Origin of the sequence: Cyanobacterium sp. Dongsha4 (assembly GCF_036345015.1) — a bacterium.
Lineage (GTDB): Bacteria > Cyanobacteriota > Cyanobacteriia > Cyanobacteriales > Cyanobacteriaceae > PCC-10605.
Genome location: NZ_CP084098.1, coordinates 3,483,423 through 3,502,736 on the forward strand (window position 1 = coordinate 3,483,423; position 19,314 = coordinate 3,502,736).

Here is a 19,314-nt window from a genome sequence, read left to right on the forward strand (position 1 = left end):
GAAAAGGTGTCAGGTGGCAGGTTTAACGGTTAAATAATAAATATTAACTTATAACAATTAATTTTTATTAATTGATCATAGCTACTGTAGAAGAGCCTTATTTTATAATAAATTATCATAACTATTGCCAAAGAGTAAAAGACCTGATTTATTTTTCTCAACTCATATAGTAATCCCTTGTACCCTTAGCGGACATAGCCATATTTAAACGATTTAAACCATGAATATAAGCACAGGTGCGGAAAGAAACCCCTAATTCTTGATGAATTTTCCAAACTGCTTCTGCTTCCTCAATCATCTTTTCTTTTAATTTTTCTTGAACCTCTTTCAAAGTCCAATATAAGCCATTACGATTTTGCACCCACTCCAAATAACTAACTGTAACTCCCCCTGCATTAATCAAAATATCAGGGAAAACGTGAATACCTTTATCTTCTAGTATTTTATCCGCCTCAGAAGTAATTGGACCATTTGCTACTTCAAAAATAAATTTTGCCCTTACTTGAGGCGCATTTTCTACCGTTATTTGTTTTTCCAATGCCGCAGGAATCAACACATCCACATCAAGGGTTAAAAGTTGTTCGTTAGTAATGTTCTCATGCTCAACTATATTGCAAACGGTATTATGACAATAGACTCCTTTAATGGAAAGATGCTTTTTTTTATATTCTCTGATGCTGGAAATATCTAAACCGTGAGGAGAATAAATCCCCCCCTGAGAATCGCTAACCGCAACCACTTTATAACCAGATTTAGCCAATAAATGGGCAATTTCCGCTCCTGCATTACCAAATCCTTGGACGGCAACCGTTGTTGTTTCAGGTTTTTGATTAAATTGAGGTAAAACGCTATTGATGACGTAAAAAGCTCCTGTAGCAGTGGCTGTATCCCTTCCTTGCGAACCTCCCATAGTTAAAGGTTTTCCTGTCACCACTCCGGGGGAAAGACGACGACGAATAATGCTATATTGATCCATCATCCACCCCATAATCATCTCATTGGTGTAAACATCTGGAGCTAAAATATCCACATCTGGCCCAATAAAATCTGCGATCGCCTCTATGTAACCTCTGCTTAACCTTTCTAACTCAGCCTTAGATAACAATTTCGGATTAACAGTAATTCCCCCCTTAGCACCCCCAAAAGGCAAATTAAGCAAAGCACACTTAAACGTCATCCAAAAAGCCAGAGATTGCACTTCATCCAAACACACAGAAGGATGATAACGAACACCACCTTTTCCCGGACCCCTTGTGTCGTCATAACGAACCCGATAACCCTGAAAAATTTTTAAAGAACCATCATCCATTCTCACGGGAATAGAAACACTAAGACTAGCTTTAGGATACTTTAATCTTTCACTTGCGTCCTCGGAAATAATTACATATTGTAAGGCTTTTTCCAATCTGAGACTTGCATCGGCAAATAGAGAGGACATAAATTTAGACCTACCAAATTTAACATGGATAAATCTATCATAACCTCAGTTAGGGGTTCGTTTGTTAAGAGTTAGAAGTTATTAATTATCAACTATTTACCTTTGCCCGTTTGATCGCATTTTTGAACACAAATAATTTTGTAATCTGCTATGTCACTCTAATGCTCATAATTTTGGACTAACTCTATTAAAGCTCGGACTTCTTTCGTTCCTTCAGAAGACTTAAAAGTAAGAGGAAACTTACCTGAAGTTAACAATCTTAAACCAAGGGGTGCAATACTTAATAATCCTCTTAAATCACGAAAATAATTACCCACAACCATCAAACCAAACTTTCGCTCATCAATCCAGCCCCCATCTTTTACTAAACTAACTAAAACCTTGCGATGACGAATTGCACGACTGGAATTAATATCTTTTTCCTCTAAAATTATGCCTTTGATTTTACTAATTTGATCTAAAGGGGCAACTCCCATAGGGCAAACTTCATTACATAAATAACAACGAGTACAACCCCAAACACCCTCCTCAATATTATTATATTTTTCAATTCTATTTTCTCTATTTTCATCACGGGAATCATCCATAAGACGATAACTTTTTGCTAAGGCATGAGGTCCCACAAAAAGGGAATTAACCTCTTTCGCATTACATTCAGAATAACAAGCCCCACACATAATGCAATTGCCAGTTTCTTCTAATAATTTTCTTTCTTCTGGAGTTTGTAAAAACTCTTTTTCTGGAGTATTTCGAGAAGAAGTACAAACATAAGGTTCTATTTTTTCTAAGTCTTGCCAAAAATTGCTCATGTCCACAACTAAATCTTTCAAGACAGGTAAATTATTGAGAGGAGAAATAACAATTTCAGGAATATTTTGTGATTTACTAAGGGGGTTTTTCTCAATTTCCCCACCAACATTTTCCTTACAAGCTAAAGCGGATCTTCCATTTATTTTTATGGCACAACTACCGCAAATAGTATTACGACAATTCTTACGAAAAGTTAAGCTACCATCTAACTCCCACTTAATTTTATCCAAACATTCTAAAATGGTATTGCCCTTATTTACTTCTATGGTGTAGCTTTGAAATTGAGGGGAAAAATCAGGCTTTTGACGCAAAATTTTGAAGGTAACTTTCATCTCAAGTAATGCCATTATTTGTAAACTTATTTATATTGTGTTGTTTTCTTTTGTTAGTGACAAGGTTCTACTGCTTAATTTTTGTAAAACTGTTTTGTGAAGGTAATAATTTTATTTTTATGTTTTTCTTTATCTATGAATTGTCATGGACAAAGAATAGTTATTCCTTTGACTAATGAGCTATTTTCATAAATCTATAACTTTATCAGGTAAATTATTAATAATTTTAGAAAAAAGTTGTTTTCAACGATGATTTAATGAAAATTTTTTGTTATGATAAAATATCGAGATAAATAAAAATAAGAAAACAGGAAGAAAACAATTATGGGTGAATCAAATCCTACTCCTTTGGAGGGAAAAGAATTATTACAAAAAGTTAAAGAGTTATCGGATATTCCCCGTCGTCAAAGAGCAAAAGAATGTGGTTATTATACCATAGGAAAAAATGGTAAAGAAAGAGTAAATTTAACTGCTTTTTATGATGCTGTGTTAGCCGCAAAAGGTGTGCCTTTAGACCCAGAAAGAACTAAAGATGGTCGTGGTAGAGAAGCAACTTTCCGAGTTAGCGTTCATAAAAATGGTCAAATTGTTATCGGTTCAAGTTATACCGAGAAAATGGGTTTAAAACCGGGGGATGAATTTGAAATTAAGTTGGGTTACAAACATATCCACTTAAGACAGTTAGATGAAGATGAAGCCTAAAAGTAAAAGTTATTTCTGTTAATAATCAGTAAGTTATTGACACTTGAATTTAATCTAAAATTTATTCAATTAAATGATTAAATATTGCGAGTGGCTTTTATGACTGATTATTGGTCTAGTTTTAATTCTTTGGGCAAAATAATTATTTTCCTGACAATTTGGGCGGTTATCTGGTTTCCCATCGCATTACCTTTAATTAAGCTAATCAAATGGACAAATACCGCTCCAAACGAAAATACAAGCAAGAAACTAACTCTTATTTTCTCCCTTTATCTACTAATACCCTTTCTAATTCTAGGATTAACTAAGATAGAGGGTATTACTCTGGAACAAATAGGGATAATTTTCCAAGTTAGATTATTTAAGTCTATCTTATTCGGATATGGTTTGAGTATTTTTACTTTGTTCTTAATTTATTTTTGGGAATGGGGTTTAAATTGGATTACATGGAAAAGTATTATAAATCAACCTCAAAGCCCCAGTTTATTGACAACATTGCCTTTACTGGGGTTTGTTAGTATTTTTATTGCCAGTATCGAGGAATTAGTTTTTAGGGGTATATTTGTTAATTTCTTGAAGGAAGATTTTTCGTTGTGGTTAACAGCAATTATTTCTAGTTTGATTTTTGCTTTATTACATTTAATTTGGGAACAAAAAAATACCATTCCTCAATTGCCCGGTTTGTTTATTTTGGGTTTGGTGTTGTTTTATGCTCGGATTGTGGATAATAGCTTATTGGGTTTAGCTATTGGTTTACATGGTGGTTGGGTTTTATGTTTAGCTGCGATCGATTCTTTTAATTTGATAGATTATAATAGTTCACTACCTAGTTGGATTGTCGGAAATAAGAATCAGCCTTTGGGTAGTATTGCTGGTTTGTTACTTGTGTTATTTGCCTTGTTGTTAATATATTTGGTCAATGTTATCTAAATTTCTCTGTATAATTTTTATAATTTTATAGTTAAACTAAGGATATGAACTAAGGGGGAAGTAGCTCAATGGTAGAGCGGCGTTTTACTTTCCGCAGTATGCACAGAAAGTTCCTTAATTCTGGCTTCTAACCAATTTGTACTTTCCGCAGTATGCAAAGCAAGTTCCTTATTTCGGCTCATAACCCGTAGGTTGCAGGTTCGATTCCTGCCTTCCCCAGCAAAAGGGGGCAAAGGAAATTCCTTAATATGGCGTAAGCCATTAGTCTTAAGAACTAATATTATCTCTCGCCCTCTTTAAAATCAAAGGACATTGAAAAATGAATAAAGCAACGTTAAGATTATTTAGTGCGATCGAAGTTGATAATAAACAAAAAAAAGACTTACCTGAATCTTTATTGGTAAGAACAATTCAAAATGGTTATATTCTCGACTCTACCATTCAACCAACAGAAGAATTACTTAATACAATTGAAAGTATTGTCGGTATCTCAGGCATTAAAGCCAATTCTGCCTTTCATAAATCATGGCAAATCATTCAAGACTCTTCGATAGAATCCCTCGTTACGCAACAAATTATTCACTACATTACAACCTATGGCTTTGAAAGTCTTGGTATTTATCGGGAAGATGCAGTATATATTCCCAAAGAAATCTTAGAATTGCCTAATATCACTGATGATATTCCCCTTGTCGTGATAAAAGCCATGACAGCAGAGGAAATACTAAACAGTATTGTTAAGTTAGCTGACGGTATCGCCTTAGCCCAAGAAACCCTCGATGATATTATGGAGATTGTCAAAGGACATAATTATGAGAAAAGTTTTGTCGAAAAAATAGGTAACAGAGAACTAAAAGCCCTACTATTGGATTTTTATGGTATTGTACCATCTGAACCTGTAGAATTTTTGCGTCATCTTATCAGTAAATTAACAGATGAATCTTTACTAATCAAAAATAAATATCTCATCGATAAAATTAAGCAATCTAACGGCAAATTTTTAGATACTTTACTAAAAGACGCACCAGAGGATTTAGCCTCTATTTTCTTTCGCTTCAAGCCTTTATTCTTGGCAATGAAATCAATTTCTCATAATAAAACCTATTTCAATCAGTTAAGAAAAAAAGCAAAAAAACAACATAAGCCCTTACCTGAAGATTATCTTAATAGCATTACCAGCCAAATAAAATATGAAAAGTTAAATTTAGAAACCCTAGCCCAAAAACTGAAAAAAGCAACCATTTTTCGGAAAATCCGTCTTGCTTATGCCTTAAAATATCGCCTTGATATTAATGATTCTATTATTTATAGAGTGAGAAATGGGCGTGGTTGGGCTACAGAATTTGATTATGAATGGTGGTATGTAGTTAAAGATAAAACTCAACAAGCCTTAGAAATAGTAATCAACTCTATTGTGGAAGATGTTAAACGAAATGTTGAGGGTAAAACAATTTATATTCCCCGTAATATTCATTACGCTTTACCAGCAACAGAGAAACAATTTACAGGATATTTTCCTACAGGCACTTATGTTGTCACTCAAGAGGATATGATTGTCGGTATCCATTGGACTAATACGAAAAAAAATAGAGTAGATTTAGATTTATCCGTCATTGGTGAGTCGGGTAAAATCGGTTGGGATGCGGATTATTACTCAGAAGAAAAAGAGGTTTTATTTTCAGGTGATATGACAGATGCACGTGCACCTGATGGGGCTTCAGAGCTTTTTTATTTGAAACAAGCCTCTCAAGAGACAAGAATTTTAATGGTAAATTATTTTAATTTTGTTAAGGGGGATAAAGTTGAAGCTAAGATTTTAGTGGCACAGGAAAAACCAGATAATTTTAGGCTAAACTATATGGTAGATGTTAATAAAATTATTGCTTCTGCTAATATTACTATTACTAAGATACAAAATATTTTGGGCATTATAGTTAATATAAATAAAGAAAATAGAGTTTATTTCGCCAATATAAGTATTGGCAATTCTGTCACTTCTGGTAATTATCAACAGTCCCAACAAGCAAGAAATTATCTAGTTACAAAATTGGTTAATTCCCTAGAATTAAGAACAGTTTTAACTATGGCAGGAGCAAAAATTATTGATGAAATACCCGAAGACAAAGAGGAAGAATATATCAATCTTTCTCCAGAAGCATTGGATAAAACAACAATCATTAATTTAATTAGAGGTTGATGAGAAGGATAAAAAAGTATTGAAAAATAACAATTTTTGATAGGTTTAGCGGTTTGATTTTTTGAATATTAACTCTGCCGTCACTCATATTAAAAACAATAAAATCTATTTATTAAAGGTTTTTGTCAAAATTTATTAACTTTAACTCTGTTCTCGACCGAAGGGAGTGCATGAGAGCAGGGAACTCCCCGAACTTCGAACTTAGGTAGGTATAAGGTATAATGGTTAACGGCAAAATTGTAAAAATCCCTTCATCTCTCATAAATTCAGTAAAGTAAAGACAACTAGCAAATATCTCTCATGGCAATCATTCAATGGTATCCCGGACACATCAGCAAGGCAGAAAGACAACTTAAGGAACAATTAAAAAGAGTTGATGTGGTTTTAGAAGTGCGAGATGCTAGAATTCCTCTTGCTTCCCATCATCCTCAGTTGAAGCAGTGGATAGGGGATAAACCTCGTCTTTTAATTTTAAATCGAGAAGATATGATTTCTGACTCTTTAAGAAAAGAGTGGCAAGAATGGTTTGGCAGTCAAGGAGAAATTCCTTTTTTTACTAATGCTAAAGATGGTAAAGGAGTAAAAGCTGTTAAAAAGGCTTCCCAATCGATGGAAAAGCAAGTTAATGAACGTCGTCGCAGTCGTGGAATGTTACCTCGTCCTGTTCGAGCGGTGGTAATTGGCTTTCCTAATGTGGGTAAATCTGCTTTGATTAATCGTTTATTACAGAGAAAAATTGTGGCTAGTGCCAGAAAAGCTGGAGTTACTAAGCAGTTACAATGGGTTCGTATTTCTGATCAGTTAGAATTGTTGGATGCACCGGGGGTTATTCCGTGGAAGTTGGAAAATCAAGAGGATGCTTTAAAATTGGCTATTTGTGAAGATATTGGAGAGGCGGCTTATGATAATCAGTTAGTGGCGGCTGATTTTGTTGATTTGTTAGTTAAATTGGGTTCAGATGAGGTGCTAAAATCTCGTTATGGTTTAGATCCTTTGGAGATGACGGGGGAAGAGTTTATTTATGAATTAGCGGTTAAGAAGTACAAAAATGATAAAGAAAGAGTGGCGAGGCAATTATTGCAAGATTTTCGTAAGGGTTATTTAGGTTCGGTGGCTTTGGAATATCCTCCTGTTATGGAATAAAGACCATGGAAATAGCTATTTTTGGCACAAGTGCAGATCCTCCAACCATTTCTCATCAAAAAATTTTGGTTTATTTGGCTAGTCATTATGATTTAGTATCGGTTTATGCTTCTAATAATCCTTTTAAGAATCATGCTAGTAGTTTTTTCCATCGTCAAGAAATGTTAGATTTGTTGGTTAGGGATTTGCAAAGAGATTATCCCCATCTTCATCATACTCCAGAGGTGAGCGATCGCCGCTCTATTCATACTTTGGAAAAGGCAAAACAGAAATGGGGAGAGGAGAATAATTTTACCATTGTGATTGGTAGTGATTTAGTCGATCAAATTTTTCAATGGTATCAAGCTGAACAACTTTTGTCTCAGGTGAAAATTCTGGTTATTCCTAGGGAAGATTATCCCTTAACACAGGAAGATATAGAAAAAATTAATCGTAATAGTAACTCAGGTGCAGTCACTAAGTGGAATTTTGCGATCGCATCTTGTCATATTCCGCCCTATTCCTCAAGTGATTATCGAGAAAATCATCATGATTCAAGTGTAATTAAAAGTATCCAAGAATATATCGAAAACAATTTTTTATATTGCTAGTAATACCAACGATGACTAACAAAACTCAACATTAAGTAGTTCAAAAATGTTTTATTTGTCTTGCTATGCCCTCAAAAATGAAAGGTAGCAGATAAAAAAGGTCCATTGAAACTTTCTTTGAAACCAAATTTATTATTTCCGCTTCCCCAAGAATAATCGATTTCGTAAAAGCGATAACCTAATTGTAGAGAGGTATTGTAACCTACCCACCAATCCATACCCCCCAGAAGATTCCAACTCATATCTGTTTCCCCTGCTAACCCAAATCCCGAAGCATCACCTCTTAACCATAAAGCGATGCGATCGCTCAATTGTAGTCCCATCTTAGCACCTAACATTGGTTCAAACCAAGTGCGAGTTTGGCCATAGTTGTTTTGAAAACTACCGTTAAAGTTGACTAAACTGCTAGTAGCCACCACATTAATAGTTTGCTCAATATTAATGCTAATGTTATTTAATCTAACTCCTGCTATGGGTTGAAACCACATAAGAGGATAATTTCTTCCCGATGGTTTATCTGGTAAACGGTTATTAGGAATATCACCGAAGTGATAACTTAAGGCAAAATCATAAATACCTTGTTGAAAATTGAGATTCGTTTGACTGGTAACATCAAGATTTTGAGGAATGCGATTTTCTAAAAAGTCCTCTGTTTTCTGAATTTTTGCTAATTCTTCATCCACTAAGGTTTTAGCTGACTGGATTTCCCTTTCTAGTTGTTGTAATTCATCTGTATCTTTGATTTCTCTTTCCTGTTTAACTCGTTGTAAACCTTCCTCTAAAATGTTGCGGGTTTCGATTAATTCTTGTTTAATTTCTGGAATAGTGGAAAGAATACCAATATCAGATATTTTTTCATTTAATGCTTGTAAATCTTGAATTTCTGGAAAATCTCGTACATTTAAAGCTAATAATTCCCTAAAACCTTCTACCCTTAACTTTAAGTCTTGTAAATCTTGTAAGTTGATGTCACCAATACGAGAATCAGAGAATCTAGCTAAATCATTTTTGATGAGGGCAATTTTGGCATCAATATCTTTAATTCTTTGCAAATCTTCTGCTGTAGCAATCCTTAACTTATCTATTCCAAGGTTTAAGCGTTGGATAACTTCTTCTTCTTGCCTCACTTTTTGAATAGTATTGCCCAGAGTATCAATGGTTTTAGTTAAATCGACTTTGATACGGGAGATAGTAGATAAACCATTAACCTCTGTAATAGTTTGGCTTAATTGTTTTAAATTCACAATTTCGGGAGAGTCTTGAGGATTCAAGGCTAATAACTCATTCAAACTGTCTGTTAATGATTTGACTTTTTCCAAATTTTCTATGTTAAACTCTCCTGTACGAGAATTGCTAAAATCTGTCAATTCAATCTTAATTTCGCTTATTTTAGCGTCTATAGCCTCAATTCTATCTAAATCTTGAGTAAGGGTATTTTTTAAATCGTCAATTTGTTGATCCAACTGTTGCACTATTTCTGATTCTTTTAATTGTGCATCTTGTTTTGCCGTTTCAATTTTGCGATCGAGATTATTGGCTAATTCAGTTACTCTAGTATTAGTAGCCTGACTCATTAAGTAATTGACGGCATTTAAAGCAGAAGGAGTGCGAGTTGTTTGTTTTTGTAAATTGGCAACATCCCCCAAATTAACATAATAACCGTCAAAAATTACGCCAAATCTTCCCTTCCATGCCTCAAAACGGGCACTAGCAGTAAAATTTAAGGCATCTAACATTTCTCCTAAGCTAAGGTGATAATCAACGCTTCTACCCCTAGCAGTGGCTGTACCATAAGTATTAATAGGAACAGTTACATAGGGTTGAAATTGAAAACGCCATTTATTGAGGTCTGGTATTACATTAGAGTTTTCTTCAATTTTCTCTTGATTTTCAGAGGCAAAATAAGAAGTATTTTCTTTAATTTTATCATCAAAAAAGATATTAACTCTTGAATTTTTATTACTAACAAATAAATCATTATTTATGCTTAAATCTTCTGCACAATTACAGCTTGATTCATCATCAAAAATAGTATTTGCTGAAGCTAAAGAAGTAGAAAAGCTAGATAATAAAAAGATTATGTAAAATAATTGATGTTGGTATGATGACATTTTTTGATAGATATTTACTTTGTAATAAGAGTTTGCCCCTCCCCATAGTTTGCTTGTATGAAGAGGAACTTTTACAAGGATGAAAAACTAATTTATCCTTCTGTCTTTGGGTGAGGAAATATTAAGGAACTTGTTTGATAGCAGGAGGATTCCAAAAACCATTTAAAACTACAGGCTTAGGAGCATATAAACGCATCGTTACTCCTAACTTGCCTTGAGGTGGAGAAGGCAACCAGTTTGCTTCTGTGCGACCCGATTAGTGCGAAATTAGTCTCCAGTCGCAGGAGAATCGTTTAAACAACGATGCCTAGAGCCTCTTCTAAGCCTATATAAACACTAGCTAGGTATAAAATGACCTGAAAGAATTTTCAAGCCCCTTGTAGGCGATTCTCGAAGGACACTCACCAAAAGAGTACCTTGACAAGTTCATAATTTGAATATGAGTAAAATACTCATATAACAAGGGAAATTAGGATAACTGTTAAGGAATTGTTACAATTCCTAAAGCGGATTACCGAACCTCACAGGTAAGGATAACCGTAAAGCAACTATACCTAGTAACTCTATCTTCCTTGTAGGTGTAAATCCTACCCATCATACCGATGTGACAGCACTAGCCCAGAGTGATGTGAGGTGGTATCTTACACACTGAGTGCATGGGCAGAACAGGGGCAATGCTGATAGCCTAAATCGGCAACCCCTTAGCAGTAGCAACTATGATTACGCAAGGAACTTTCGTCTGAACCATCGATAGCTGGAACTGGCTAAATAAGGCTGATAAGCCAGACCAAAAGGTAATTTCTAATGTACCAGCAGGATAGATTCCCTGAACTGGAAGGTATTACATAGGACGGTGGAAAGAAAGAATCTAAGGTTGCAAAAGAAAGGAGATAGTAGAACGGGGAAACCCTCATAATCTCTCTTTAGAGGTCGAATACTAAAGAGTAGTAACCAGCGTAAGGTTATGAGGAGTAAGATTGTTCAAAAAGCCAAAGCCATTATGTAATGCAATGGATATGCTGACGTGAACACTGTAACAAACAATGTATAGTCTTTAGTAGTAATAGAAATTATGAACTCTCAGAAGTATAAAGAACATAACTGGAATCAAATCGAATGGAAAACAGTCGAAAAGCAGGTGTTTAAGTTACAAAAAAGAATATACAAAGCGAGTGCTAGTGGCAATGTCAAGCTGGTTCACAGTTTACAAAGATTACTAACAAAATCCTACTACGGCAAATTACTGGCAACCAGAAGGGTAACTCAAGATAATCAGGGCAAGAAAACAGCAGGAGTAGATGGAATAAAATCCTTGAATCCTAGTCAACGCAATGAATTGGTCAAAAACCTAAAACTCAAAGGGAAATGTAAACCTACTCGTAGGATAAACATACCAAAACCAAACGGGGAAACTAGACCACTAGGGATACCTTGTATGGAAGACAGAGCAAAACAAGCCTTAGTCAAATTGGCTTTAGAGCCAGAATGGGAAGCCAAATTCGAGCCTAACAGTTACGGATTTCGTCCAGCAAGGTCGGCTCATGATGCCATTGAAGCCATCTTCAGTGCCATCAAACAAAAATCCAAATATGTATTGGATGCCGACATTGCTAAATGTTTTGACCAAATAAATCATGATAAATTACTTGACAAACTCAACACCTATCCACAACTAAGACGTGAAATAAAGACTTGGTTAAAAAGTGGATACATGGACGGCAAAGAGCTATTCCCCACCAACGAAGGCACACCACAGGGAGGTGTTATTTCCCCATTACTCGCAAATATAGCCCTACACGGTATGGAAATAGAACTCAAAAAACTTGCCTGTACATGGAAAGGTAAAAAGAAAGAAAATATGTATAATCTCAGCATAATTCGATATGCAGATGACTTCGTGATATTCCACAAAGACATCAAGAGAATCATGGAATGCAAGGAATTTATCGAAAAATGGTTGAAAGAATTAGGACTCGAATTAAAACCAAGTAAAACCCGTATCACTCACACATTCAATGAATATAATGGTAATACAGGATTCGACTTTTTGGGATTTAATATCCGCCAATACAAGGTCGGTAAAACACATACAGGAAAATGTAGTGGAGTAACACTTGGTTTCAAAACCATTATAAAACCATCCAAAGAAAAAATAAAATTGCACATCAAGAAAATAGGAGACATCATTAGAAGACACAAGGCATCACCACAGATAGCATTAATCAGGAAACTCAATCCTGTTATTACAGGATGGGGGAACTACTATCGCTCAGTGTGTAGTAAGGAAACTTACTCAACCTGTGACCACCTAATGTTTGGACAACTAAAAAGATGGGCAATAAGAAGACATCCCACTAAATCTCACTCATGGGTTAAAAACAGATATTGGCACACCGTAATTGAGGAAGGTGAAAACGGCTTATCAATTAGAAATTGGGTCTTCAAAACTAAGGATGGTTACGAACTAAGAAGGCACGATAAAACTGAAATAAAACGCCATACCAAAGTTAAGGGCGAAGCATCGCCCTATAACGGAGATTGGATATATTGGTCAAGCCGTAGAGGAGAATATCCTGATGTAACTAAAAGAATGGCAACATTACTCAAGGTACAGAAAGGAAAATGCAAACACTGTGGACTCAGCTTCAAAGATGGAGATTTGTTAGAAATCGACCACATTATCCCCAAGTCTCAAGGCGGAAAGGATATATACAAAAATCTACAAGTATTACATAGACACTGTCATGATGAAAAAACTAATAACGACTACAAAAAGTTTCCCAACATGGGGAATAAAAAGAATACCAAGAGAACTCAAAGTACCTACAAAGATAGCCAAACAAGCGAAAGCCGTCAGTAGTTATCAAGCAACTTTGAAGAACATGGGTTATTAGACTCGTACCTATGTCAAAGGGTTTGTTAGAGAGAAGCCGTGTGAGTGCGAAAGTCTCATGCACGGTTTTGAAGACGAGTATGAGAGGTGACTCTCATGCTTAGTTTAATTTATCTTTACCAGGAGACTTCGATTGAATATAAATATCTAACGAACCATCAGCATTATATTGTAAGTTCGATCGATCTCCTAAAGCAAAACGGTTTAAAGGATTAGGTACTTGAAAACCCTCCTCATCATACATGGTGACAGACCAAAAAGCGTCCACTGGGGGGAGCTCGTTTTTATCAAAATGTAAGATATAGTTATTTTGCCCTTCTAAGGGTTTTCCATTGCTGTCGGCGACATTGAGAGGATAAATAGCATCTTCAGGTTGATTTGCCCCTAAACCCACCATTGCCACGATCGCTCTTTTAAGATAATAATTACCATAGACTCCCATAGTATTCGTATTCATTTGCCAACCGTTGATAATGGGGGCGAGAGTTGGGGTTTTCTTCTGCATAATTTTTAAGCCATCCACTACCGCTCTTTGTAACCCTTTTTGTACGGCAGGAGGGGCATTATTGAAGTCAAAATCTTCCCCCACCTTAATGCCAATACGCTCTAAACGAGCCAAAATTGACCAATCTGTGATGTGAGGAGGATGTAATTTCATCAACTGCGTACCATAGCTAAAATATTTTTCCGCCGACATGGTATTGACTTGGGCGAGAGGATCGGTTTTCATATCCACAGTAGGATCAATAATAGCTTTGACAGGTGTGACAGTTTTACCCCATTGAGAAAGAGGAGTTAACTTAAACTCATCCTGTAGCTTATTAACCGCAGGATAATCTTCCACTCCGTTAGTTTGAATACGTCCGACAATCCAAAAATAGGGAGTAGGAGACTCGATTTTTTCAATTCCTTGAGGTAATTCTCCTCGCCATCCTTGGGTTACTACTGCATAGTTTTGAGCCTCTGTGCCACTGGTACGTTTCCCCGGTACAGCAAATACATTTGTCCACATATCTAACATGGGTAAAAGATAATAACGCCCTTGAGTGTCGGGAGTAGAAACAATTATCGGTTCTTTGGTAATATCAACCCATGCGACGGTATAAAGAGTGTCAAAATTAGGACGCACTACTACCCGTAAATCGGCGGGAGGAAACTCTCGTAAACTGGTAAATTCATTCATAGGACCAAATCCGGGTTTTTCCCCTGATGGATAGTTGGTAAAGACTTTACGAGAAACATCCATTGTAATTAGAGAATAAAAGTATTGATAAGCCTCAATACCGATTTCATAGGCTTCTTGTTCACTGATATTATTCATAGATTGTGCTATTATCTTATTGTTTGTAGGAAGTGCGATCGCACTATAGCAAGGCTGTAGAATGAGTAAAAACAGCAATAAGTAAAGTTTTATTTTCATGATCATTTGTAGGGTGAATAAAGCCGACTATTTGAAGTGTTTAGTAAACTACTACTGGACGAGGTGCAACATATACTGGTGGTACATAAGTTGGTACAACGGGAGCAACTACAGCAGGATGATAGTAGTAACTACTACTCGCCGCCGCCCCTGCGGCCACCCCTGCACTATACATAGCCCATCGCCCTAAAATATCGATAAAAAGAGATGCTTCTTGGAATTGGGCGGGTAATTCTCCTTGTAAGACTTTTACTTGATAGGAAAGATTATTATTTTCTAACTGAGGATTTGTTAGTTCCACTACTACGCTGTTAACTCCTTTTTCTCCAAAAATAGATAGGGTGGCGTTGGGGGGATTTTCCGCAAAATTATCTGAACCTTTATCCCAGTGACTAATAAATTCACTATTCTGTACATGACCTGTAACACGTTCGGGGCGATCGCTGAAAAATAAAGTTGAACCGACATTATTAAGAGTCAGTCGTTTACCATCATAATTACCAGTGAGGGCGTTTTGTACAAATAGTAACTGCACTGTTTGAGATGTTTCATTCTTTTCTGTGGCGGGTTTAGCGGAGAGGGAAGGATGAATAATTAGATGACAGACAGAAATAGTAAAAGTTAGTAAACCGAGAGAAAATAAAGATGAAAGAAAGGTTTGTTTCATATTGATAATTTAAAATGTTGCATTATATTAAAGTCTTTGTATGTTGCTTATTTGTTTGTAAATCTCGAATTGAAAAAGGATTTTTTAATGATATAAATTCACGTCTAGTCATTTCTTGCCATTTCATGCCACGTAGTTTTTTCTCGTCTCAGTATTTTCTCTTACGCACTTAAACTATATATGTAGTTCTAGGGGAAAAGGATTGCTTATTGTCCGTTAAAGTCAGTAAAATTAAACACTGTATTGATATAGAAGAAAAATTTAAAAGTAAAGTGAAAGTTTTAGTTGTTGGGAATGGCGGGAGAGAACACGCTTTAGCATGGAAATTGTTACAATCTGACTCCGTTGAAAAAGTTTTCTGTACTCCGGGCAATGGTGGTACTGCCGTATTAGAAAGATGTGAAAATGTGGCGATCGCAGTTGATGATTTTGACAGTATCTTAAATTTAGTGCAAGAAAAAGGGATTGAGTTAGTGGTAGTAGGTCCAGAATTACCTTTATCTTTAGGTATTGCGGATTATTTACAACCCCATGGAGTGAAAGTATTTGGACCAAAACAAGATGGTGCTATTATCGAGGCAAGTAAATCCTGGGCAAAAGATTTAATGGTGGCTGGGGGAATACCCACTGCTAAGTCTGCAACCTTTACTTCTGCGTTTCCTGCTAAAGAATATATTAAGGAAGAAGGCGCACCCATTGTGGTAAAAGCCGACGGATTAGCCGCTGGAAAAGGGGTAATTGTGGCAATGACGGAAAAAGAAGCCTTAGATGCGATCGATGAACTTTTTGCTCAGGATTTTGCTAAGGTAGTGGTGGAAGAATTTTTAACAGGACAAGAAGTGTCCATTTTAGCTCTCACCGATGGTAACACGATCCGCCCTCTTATCTCTGCTCAAGACCATAAACAAATCGGAGAGGGAGACACGGGGGCAAATACTGGCGGAATGGGAGCTTATGCACCGACTCCCCTTTTAGATGATAACCTCAGTCAACGTATTACCAAAGAGGTTTTAGAACCCACATTAAAACAATTGCAAGAGAAAAATATTGACTATGTGGGGGTATTATATGCAGGATTAATGATTACTCCAGAGGGAGAGCCTAAAGTTTTGGAGTTTAATTGTCGTTTTGGCGATCCTGAAACTCAAGCGGTTTTATCAATGCTGAAAACCCCTTTGGTTGATATTTTACTCGCTTGTACTGAAAAACGACTGGCAGAATTACCACCTTTTGAATGGTATGAAGGTAGTGCCGTTTGTGTGGTTATGGCGGCAGGAGGATACCCCAGTAGTTATAACAAAGGAGATGTCATTTCTGGTATTCCCACCGCCCAAGAAGAAGGGGTAATGGTTTTCCATGCTGGAACGAAATTAAATAATGGACAAATCCTTACTGATGGCGGTAGAGTTTTGGGAGTTACTGGTAGAGGTTCTGATTTCAAAGATGCGATCGCATCTACTTATCGAGGAGTAGCCAAAATTCATTTCGATAATATGTATTATCGTCGAGATATTGGTCACAGAATCAGCAATTAAAGACGTTTCAGGTTTCAGGTGTCAGGTTGCAGGTTTCAGGTGTTTTTATTATTTATTATCAAATATAAACTATTCATTATTGCCTATTGCCTTTTGCCTTTTGCCTATTCCCTATTGCCTTATCTTAATTACTAATTACTAACTCCTCATTACTAATTACTTTTTATGACTAACTTCAACTACGGTATGCACATTACCACGAGGATTGAAATCTCCCTTAATCGTAATAGATAAAGGATCAGCCGCCGCTACAAAATCATCTAAAATTTGATTAATTGATTCTTCATGGGAAATATAGCGATCGCGGTAACTGTTAATATAGAGTTTAATCGCTTTTAATTCTACAACCTTCTCATCAGGGCAGTAATTGATATAAATAGTGGCAAAATCTGGATAACCAGAAAAAGGACACTTACAAGTGAATTCAGGTAGCGTAACACTAATATTATAAACTCTACCCGGGCGAGGATTAGGGAACGTAATTAGTTTACCCTCTTCGATCGCCCTTTCACCATATTTCACGTCTGTTGCTTGATTTTCCGTCATAGAATTGGGTTGGATGTTAAGATTTTGGAGTGAGAAGTGGGGAGTGGGGAGTAGGGAGTGGGGAGAAAACTTCTCCACCTGAAACCTGACACCTTTTTTATTAATTGTCTTGAGAATCTTCTTCAGTTTCTTCTTTATTTAAAGTACCTTGAGGCACTAATTCAATAGTATTTTTCTCTGTTAACCAATCAAGGGTTTTTTCCGCTACTAAATCGGATTTAACGTATTTAAGGAGTCTTTCCTCATCAACGTCTTTATCTTTTAGACTTTCCTTGATTTCATTAAATTTGTTATTGATTTCTTCCTCACTAACAGAGATATTCTCTTGCTCAGAAATTTTTTCAATAATCATAGTAGAGTGAAGATTTTTATTCGCTTCAGGTTTAGCGGTTTCTCTCATTCTGCCTACCATCTCTCTGGTGAAGAATTGATTAATATCCATGCCATAGCTTTGAATTTGATTAGCTGTTTGCATGAGAATATTTTGTACTTCTTCCTCAATTAGAGTTTCAGGTAAATCAATGGTGGTATGTTTTAATAATTCTTCAACAATTGCCCCTTGAATATTTTGCTTAGTTTCGTTACTAGCTTTTTCCTGATACTGCTTTTCTAAGGATTCTCTCAACTCTGTCATGGTTTGAAATTCACTTACCTCTTGGGCAAAGTCGTCATCCAACTCAGGTAATTCTTTCTCTTTGATTTCCTTTAGAGTAATAGTGAAGATAACATTTTCTCCAGCTAATTCTTTTTGAGGATAATCTTCGGGGAAAGTTAGAGGTAATTTTTTAGTTTCATCCAAATTCATCCCCACAATACCTTCAACGAAGCCAGGTATAAATCTTCCTTCTTTTAATTCTGTTTGATATTCACTTGCTTCTGTATTAGGGATAACCTCTCCTTCTTCCCCTTCATTTTCTCCCGGTTTACGTCCAACAAAATCAATTACCACTAAGTCATCCATTTGTGCAGAGCGATTTTCTACGGGAATTAAAGTAGCTTGTTTTTCTTGACGCTCTTTAATTAAATTATCCACATCTTCGGGATTATAAACTACTTCTTCGGCTTTGATAGTTAATCCTTGATATTGCCCCAAATTAACTTCAGGAGGCACATCAACGGCGGCTTGATAGGTGAAGACTTCTCCCACTTGGAATGATTCAACTAATTGCTCAAAATCAGAACGCAATTTATAATTACCAATCGCATTGATAGACTCTTGTTCAATAGCTTTCTTGAAAGTATCTTGTATTAACTCATCTAAAACAGCCGCTTTGATTCTATTTGCCCCTAATCTCTGTAGTAAAATCGGGCGAGGTACTTTTCCTTTGCGGAATCCGGGTATATTAGCAGTTTTTGCTATTTCTTTAATTACTTTTTCATAAGTGTTTTTAGCTGTCTCTGCAGGAATCTCGATTTCTAAACCGATTTGACTGGCAGGAAGTTTTTCCTGGGTGATTTTCATAAAAATTACTATTCTTTCCTTTTAATGAATCGCTTTCACAATAATAATTATATTTAACTCAGCAGTTTTTATTTGCTGAACTTTGCTAGTATATCATGAGTTTCTCTTTTTTTCATCCCCTCAAGACTTCTTTTTTCTTATTTACTCAAATCTTGTCTCTGGCCTGAGAAAGCAAAAAATCCAGTATTCCAGCATTCAAATATAAGTTTTTACCAGCAAAAAACCTAACAAGGAGAAAATAGAGGTTAAAATGCAGAAAGATAAAACTCCTCCTGACACAAATCCTAAAAAACCTAAACCTCTCAGCACATATAAAACAATACTTAAAGGCAAGGAAATTTTAAATATTAGCAATAATAAGTCTTGTATTTTACCTAGCTTTCTAAACATAATTATTAACACAGTTATTCAATAAATATTATTTGTTAAAATTTTATAAAACTTCACTATTGAGTAAAATCTAGTCAATTTACCTTATTTTTTGTCAATATATCTTAACTATTACCCCATTTGAATCTAATAACATAAATTCCTAACT

The 19,314-nt window shown here is 35.7% G+C and carries 14 protein-coding genes and 1 pseudogene; 7 read left to right on the forward strand and 8 right to left on the reverse strand.

All coding sequences use genetic code 11. The features are described from left to right. Positions 1 to 157: 157 nt before the first annotated feature. Positions 158 to 1,438, reverse strand: coding sequence for a Glu/Leu/Phe/Val dehydrogenase (locus tag Dongsha4_RS14960; RefSeq protein WP_330203122.1), 1,281 nt, complete (start codon positions 1,436 to 1,438; stop codon positions 158 to 160). A 158-nt stretch (positions 1,439 to 1,596) separates the two neighbouring features. Continuing rightward, positions 1,597 to 2,580 (reverse strand): succinate dehydrogenase/fumarate reductase iron-sulfur subunit, encoded by a 984-nt coding sequence (locus Dongsha4_RS14965; RefSeq protein ID WP_425590803.1) that lies wholly within the window; start codon positions 2,578 to 2,580, stop codon positions 1,597 to 1,599. A 324-nt stretch (positions 2,581 to 2,904) separates the two neighbouring features. On the opposite strand from Dongsha4_RS14965, the gene Dongsha4_RS14970 reads away from it, so the two are divergent. From Dongsha4_RS14970 to Dongsha4_RS14990, 5 genes are all read left to right on the forward strand, one after another. Further along, the gene (locus tag Dongsha4_RS14970) at positions 2,905 to 3,282 is read left to right on the forward strand and encodes an AbrB family transcriptional regulator (RefSeq protein ID WP_015218626.1); all 378 of its coding nucleotides are present in this window, start codon (positions 2,905 to 2,907) and stop codon (positions 3,280 to 3,282) included. A gap of 99 nt (positions 3,283 to 3,381) precedes the next feature. Further along, positions 3,382 to 4,212: a type II CAAX endopeptidase family protein gene (locus Dongsha4_RS14975; protein WP_330203124.1), complete on the forward strand. Its 831-nt coding sequence runs from the start codon at positions 3,382 to 3,384 to the stop codon at positions 4,210 to 4,212. 319 nt (positions 4,213 to 4,531) lie between these two features. Next, positions 4,532 to 6,409 (forward strand): hypothetical protein, encoded by a 1,878-nt coding sequence (locus tag Dongsha4_RS14980; RefSeq protein ID WP_330203125.1) that lies wholly within the window; start codon positions 4,532 to 4,534, stop codon positions 6,407 to 6,409. Between the two features lie 300 nt (positions 6,410 to 6,709). Beyond that, positions 6,710 to 7,552: a ribosome biogenesis GTPase YlqF gene (gene ylqF / locus Dongsha4_RS14985; protein WP_330203126.1), complete on the forward strand. Its 843-nt coding sequence runs from the start codon at positions 6,710 to 6,712 to the stop codon at positions 7,550 to 7,552. A gap of 5 nt (positions 7,553 to 7,557) precedes the next feature. After that, positions 7,558 to 8,142: a nicotinate-nucleotide adenylyltransferase gene (locus tag Dongsha4_RS14990; protein WP_330203127.1), complete on the forward strand. Its 585-nt coding sequence runs from the start codon at positions 7,558 to 7,560 to the stop codon at positions 8,140 to 8,142. 71 nt (positions 8,143 to 8,213) lie between these two features. Here Dongsha4_RS14990 and Dongsha4_RS14995 read toward each other — a convergent pair whose 3' ends face one another. Together Dongsha4_RS14995 and Dongsha4_RS19010 are read right to left on the reverse strand one after the other, a co-directional pair. Next, positions 8,214 to 10,253, reverse strand: coding sequence for a hypothetical protein (locus Dongsha4_RS14995; protein ID WP_330203128.1), 2,040 nt, complete (start codon positions 10,251 to 10,253; stop codon positions 8,214 to 8,216). A gap of 121 nt (positions 10,254 to 10,374) precedes the next feature. Beyond that, positions 10,375 to 10,494: pseudogene (locus tag Dongsha4_RS19010) on the reverse strand (hypothetical protein); the annotation flags it as partial. Positions 10,495 to 11,325: 831 nt separating this feature from the next. Between Dongsha4_RS19010 and ltrA the strand changes: the two are divergent. Then, complete coding sequence (gene ltrA / locus Dongsha4_RS15000) at positions 11,326 to 13,113, forward strand: group II intron reverse transcriptase/maturase (RefSeq protein WP_330203129.1); 1,788 nt, start codon at positions 11,326 to 11,328, stop codon at positions 13,111 to 13,113. A 133-nt stretch (positions 13,114 to 13,246) separates the two neighbouring features. Here ltrA and Dongsha4_RS15005 read toward each other — a convergent pair whose 3' ends face one another. Beyond that, a complete protein-coding gene (locus Dongsha4_RS15005; protein ID WP_330203130.1) occupies positions 13,247 to 14,566 on the reverse strand; it encodes a DUF1254 domain-containing protein in 1,320 nt (439 codons plus the stop codon). A gap of 40 nt (positions 14,567 to 14,606) precedes the next feature. Further along, a complete protein-coding gene (locus Dongsha4_RS15010) occupies positions 14,607 to 15,233 on the reverse strand; it encodes a hypothetical protein (RefSeq protein WP_330203131.1) in 627 nt (208 codons plus the stop codon). A gap of 272 nt (positions 15,234 to 15,505) precedes the next feature. On the opposite strand from Dongsha4_RS15010, the gene purD reads away from it, so the two are divergent. Further along, positions 15,506 to 16,768 carry a phosphoribosylamine--glycine ligase gene (gene purD / locus Dongsha4_RS15015; RefSeq protein ID WP_330205454.1) on the forward strand — a complete coding sequence of 421 codons (1,263 nt, stop codon included), beginning with the start codon at positions 15,506 to 15,508 and terminating at the stop codon, positions 16,766 to 16,768. A gap of 156 nt (positions 16,769 to 16,924) precedes the next feature. Here the strand turns inward: purD and queF are convergent, their stop codons facing one another. Then, entirely contained in the window at positions 16,925 to 17,314 is a 390-nt protein-coding gene (gene queF, locus Dongsha4_RS15020; protein ID WP_330203132.1) for a preQ(1) synthase, read from the reverse strand. 100 nt (positions 17,315 to 17,414) lie between these two features. Continuing rightward, positions 17,415 to 18,776: a trigger factor gene (tig, locus tag Dongsha4_RS15025; protein WP_330203133.1), complete on the reverse strand. Its 1,362-nt coding sequence runs from the start codon at positions 18,774 to 18,776 to the stop codon at positions 17,415 to 17,417. Between the last annotated feature and the right edge of the window lie 538 nt (positions 18,777 to 19,314).

What these genes read in the sequence shown, in the direction of transcription:
- Dongsha4_RS14960 (WP_330203122.1), bottom strand. Translation starts at nt 1,438, where the DNA reads ATGTCCTCTCTATTTGCCGATGCAAGTCTCAGATTGGAAAAAGCCTTA.
- Dongsha4_RS14965 (WP_425590803.1), bottom strand. Translation starts at nt 2,580, where the DNA reads ATGAAAGTTACCTTCAAAATTTTGCGTCAAAAGCCTGATTTTTCCCCT.
- Dongsha4_RS14970 (WP_015218626.1), top strand. Translation starts at nt 2,905, where the DNA reads ATGGGTGAATCAAATCCTACTCCTTTGGAGGGAAAAGAATTATTACAA.
- Dongsha4_RS14975 (WP_330203124.1), top strand. Translation starts at nt 3,382, where the DNA reads ATGACTGATTATTGGTCTAGTTTTAATTCTTTGGGCAAAATAATTATT.
- Dongsha4_RS14980 (WP_330203125.1), top strand. Translation starts at nt 4,532, where the DNA reads ATGAATAAAGCAACGTTAAGATTATTTAGTGCGATCGAAGTTGATAAT.
- ylqF (WP_330203126.1), top strand. Translation starts at nt 6,710, where the DNA reads ATGGCAATCATTCAATGGTATCCCGGACACATCAGCAAGGCAGAAAGA.
- Dongsha4_RS14990 (WP_330203127.1), top strand. Translation starts at nt 7,558, where the DNA reads ATGGAAATAGCTATTTTTGGCACAAGTGCAGATCCTCCAACCATTTCT.
- Dongsha4_RS14995 (WP_330203128.1), bottom strand. Translation starts at nt 10,253, where the DNA reads ATGTCATCATACCAACATCAATTATTTTACATAATCTTTTTATTATCT.
- ltrA (WP_330203129.1), top strand. Translation starts at nt 11,326, where the DNA reads ATGAACTCTCAGAAGTATAAAGAACATAACTGGAATCAAATCGAATGG.
- Dongsha4_RS15005 (WP_330203130.1), bottom strand. Translation starts at nt 14,566, where the DNA reads ATGAAAATAAAACTTTACTTATTGCTGTTTTTACTCATTCTACAGCCT.
- Dongsha4_RS15010 (WP_330203131.1), bottom strand. Translation starts at nt 15,233, where the DNA reads ATGAAACAAACCTTTCTTTCATCTTTATTTTCTCTCGGTTTACTAACT.
- queF (WP_330203132.1), bottom strand. Translation starts at nt 17,314, where the DNA reads ATGACGGAAAATCAAGCAACAGACGTGAAATATGGTGAAAGGGCGATC.
- tig (WP_330203133.1), bottom strand. Translation starts at nt 18,776, where the DNA reads ATGAAAATCACCCAGGAAAAACTTCCTGCCAGTCAAATCGGTTTAGAA.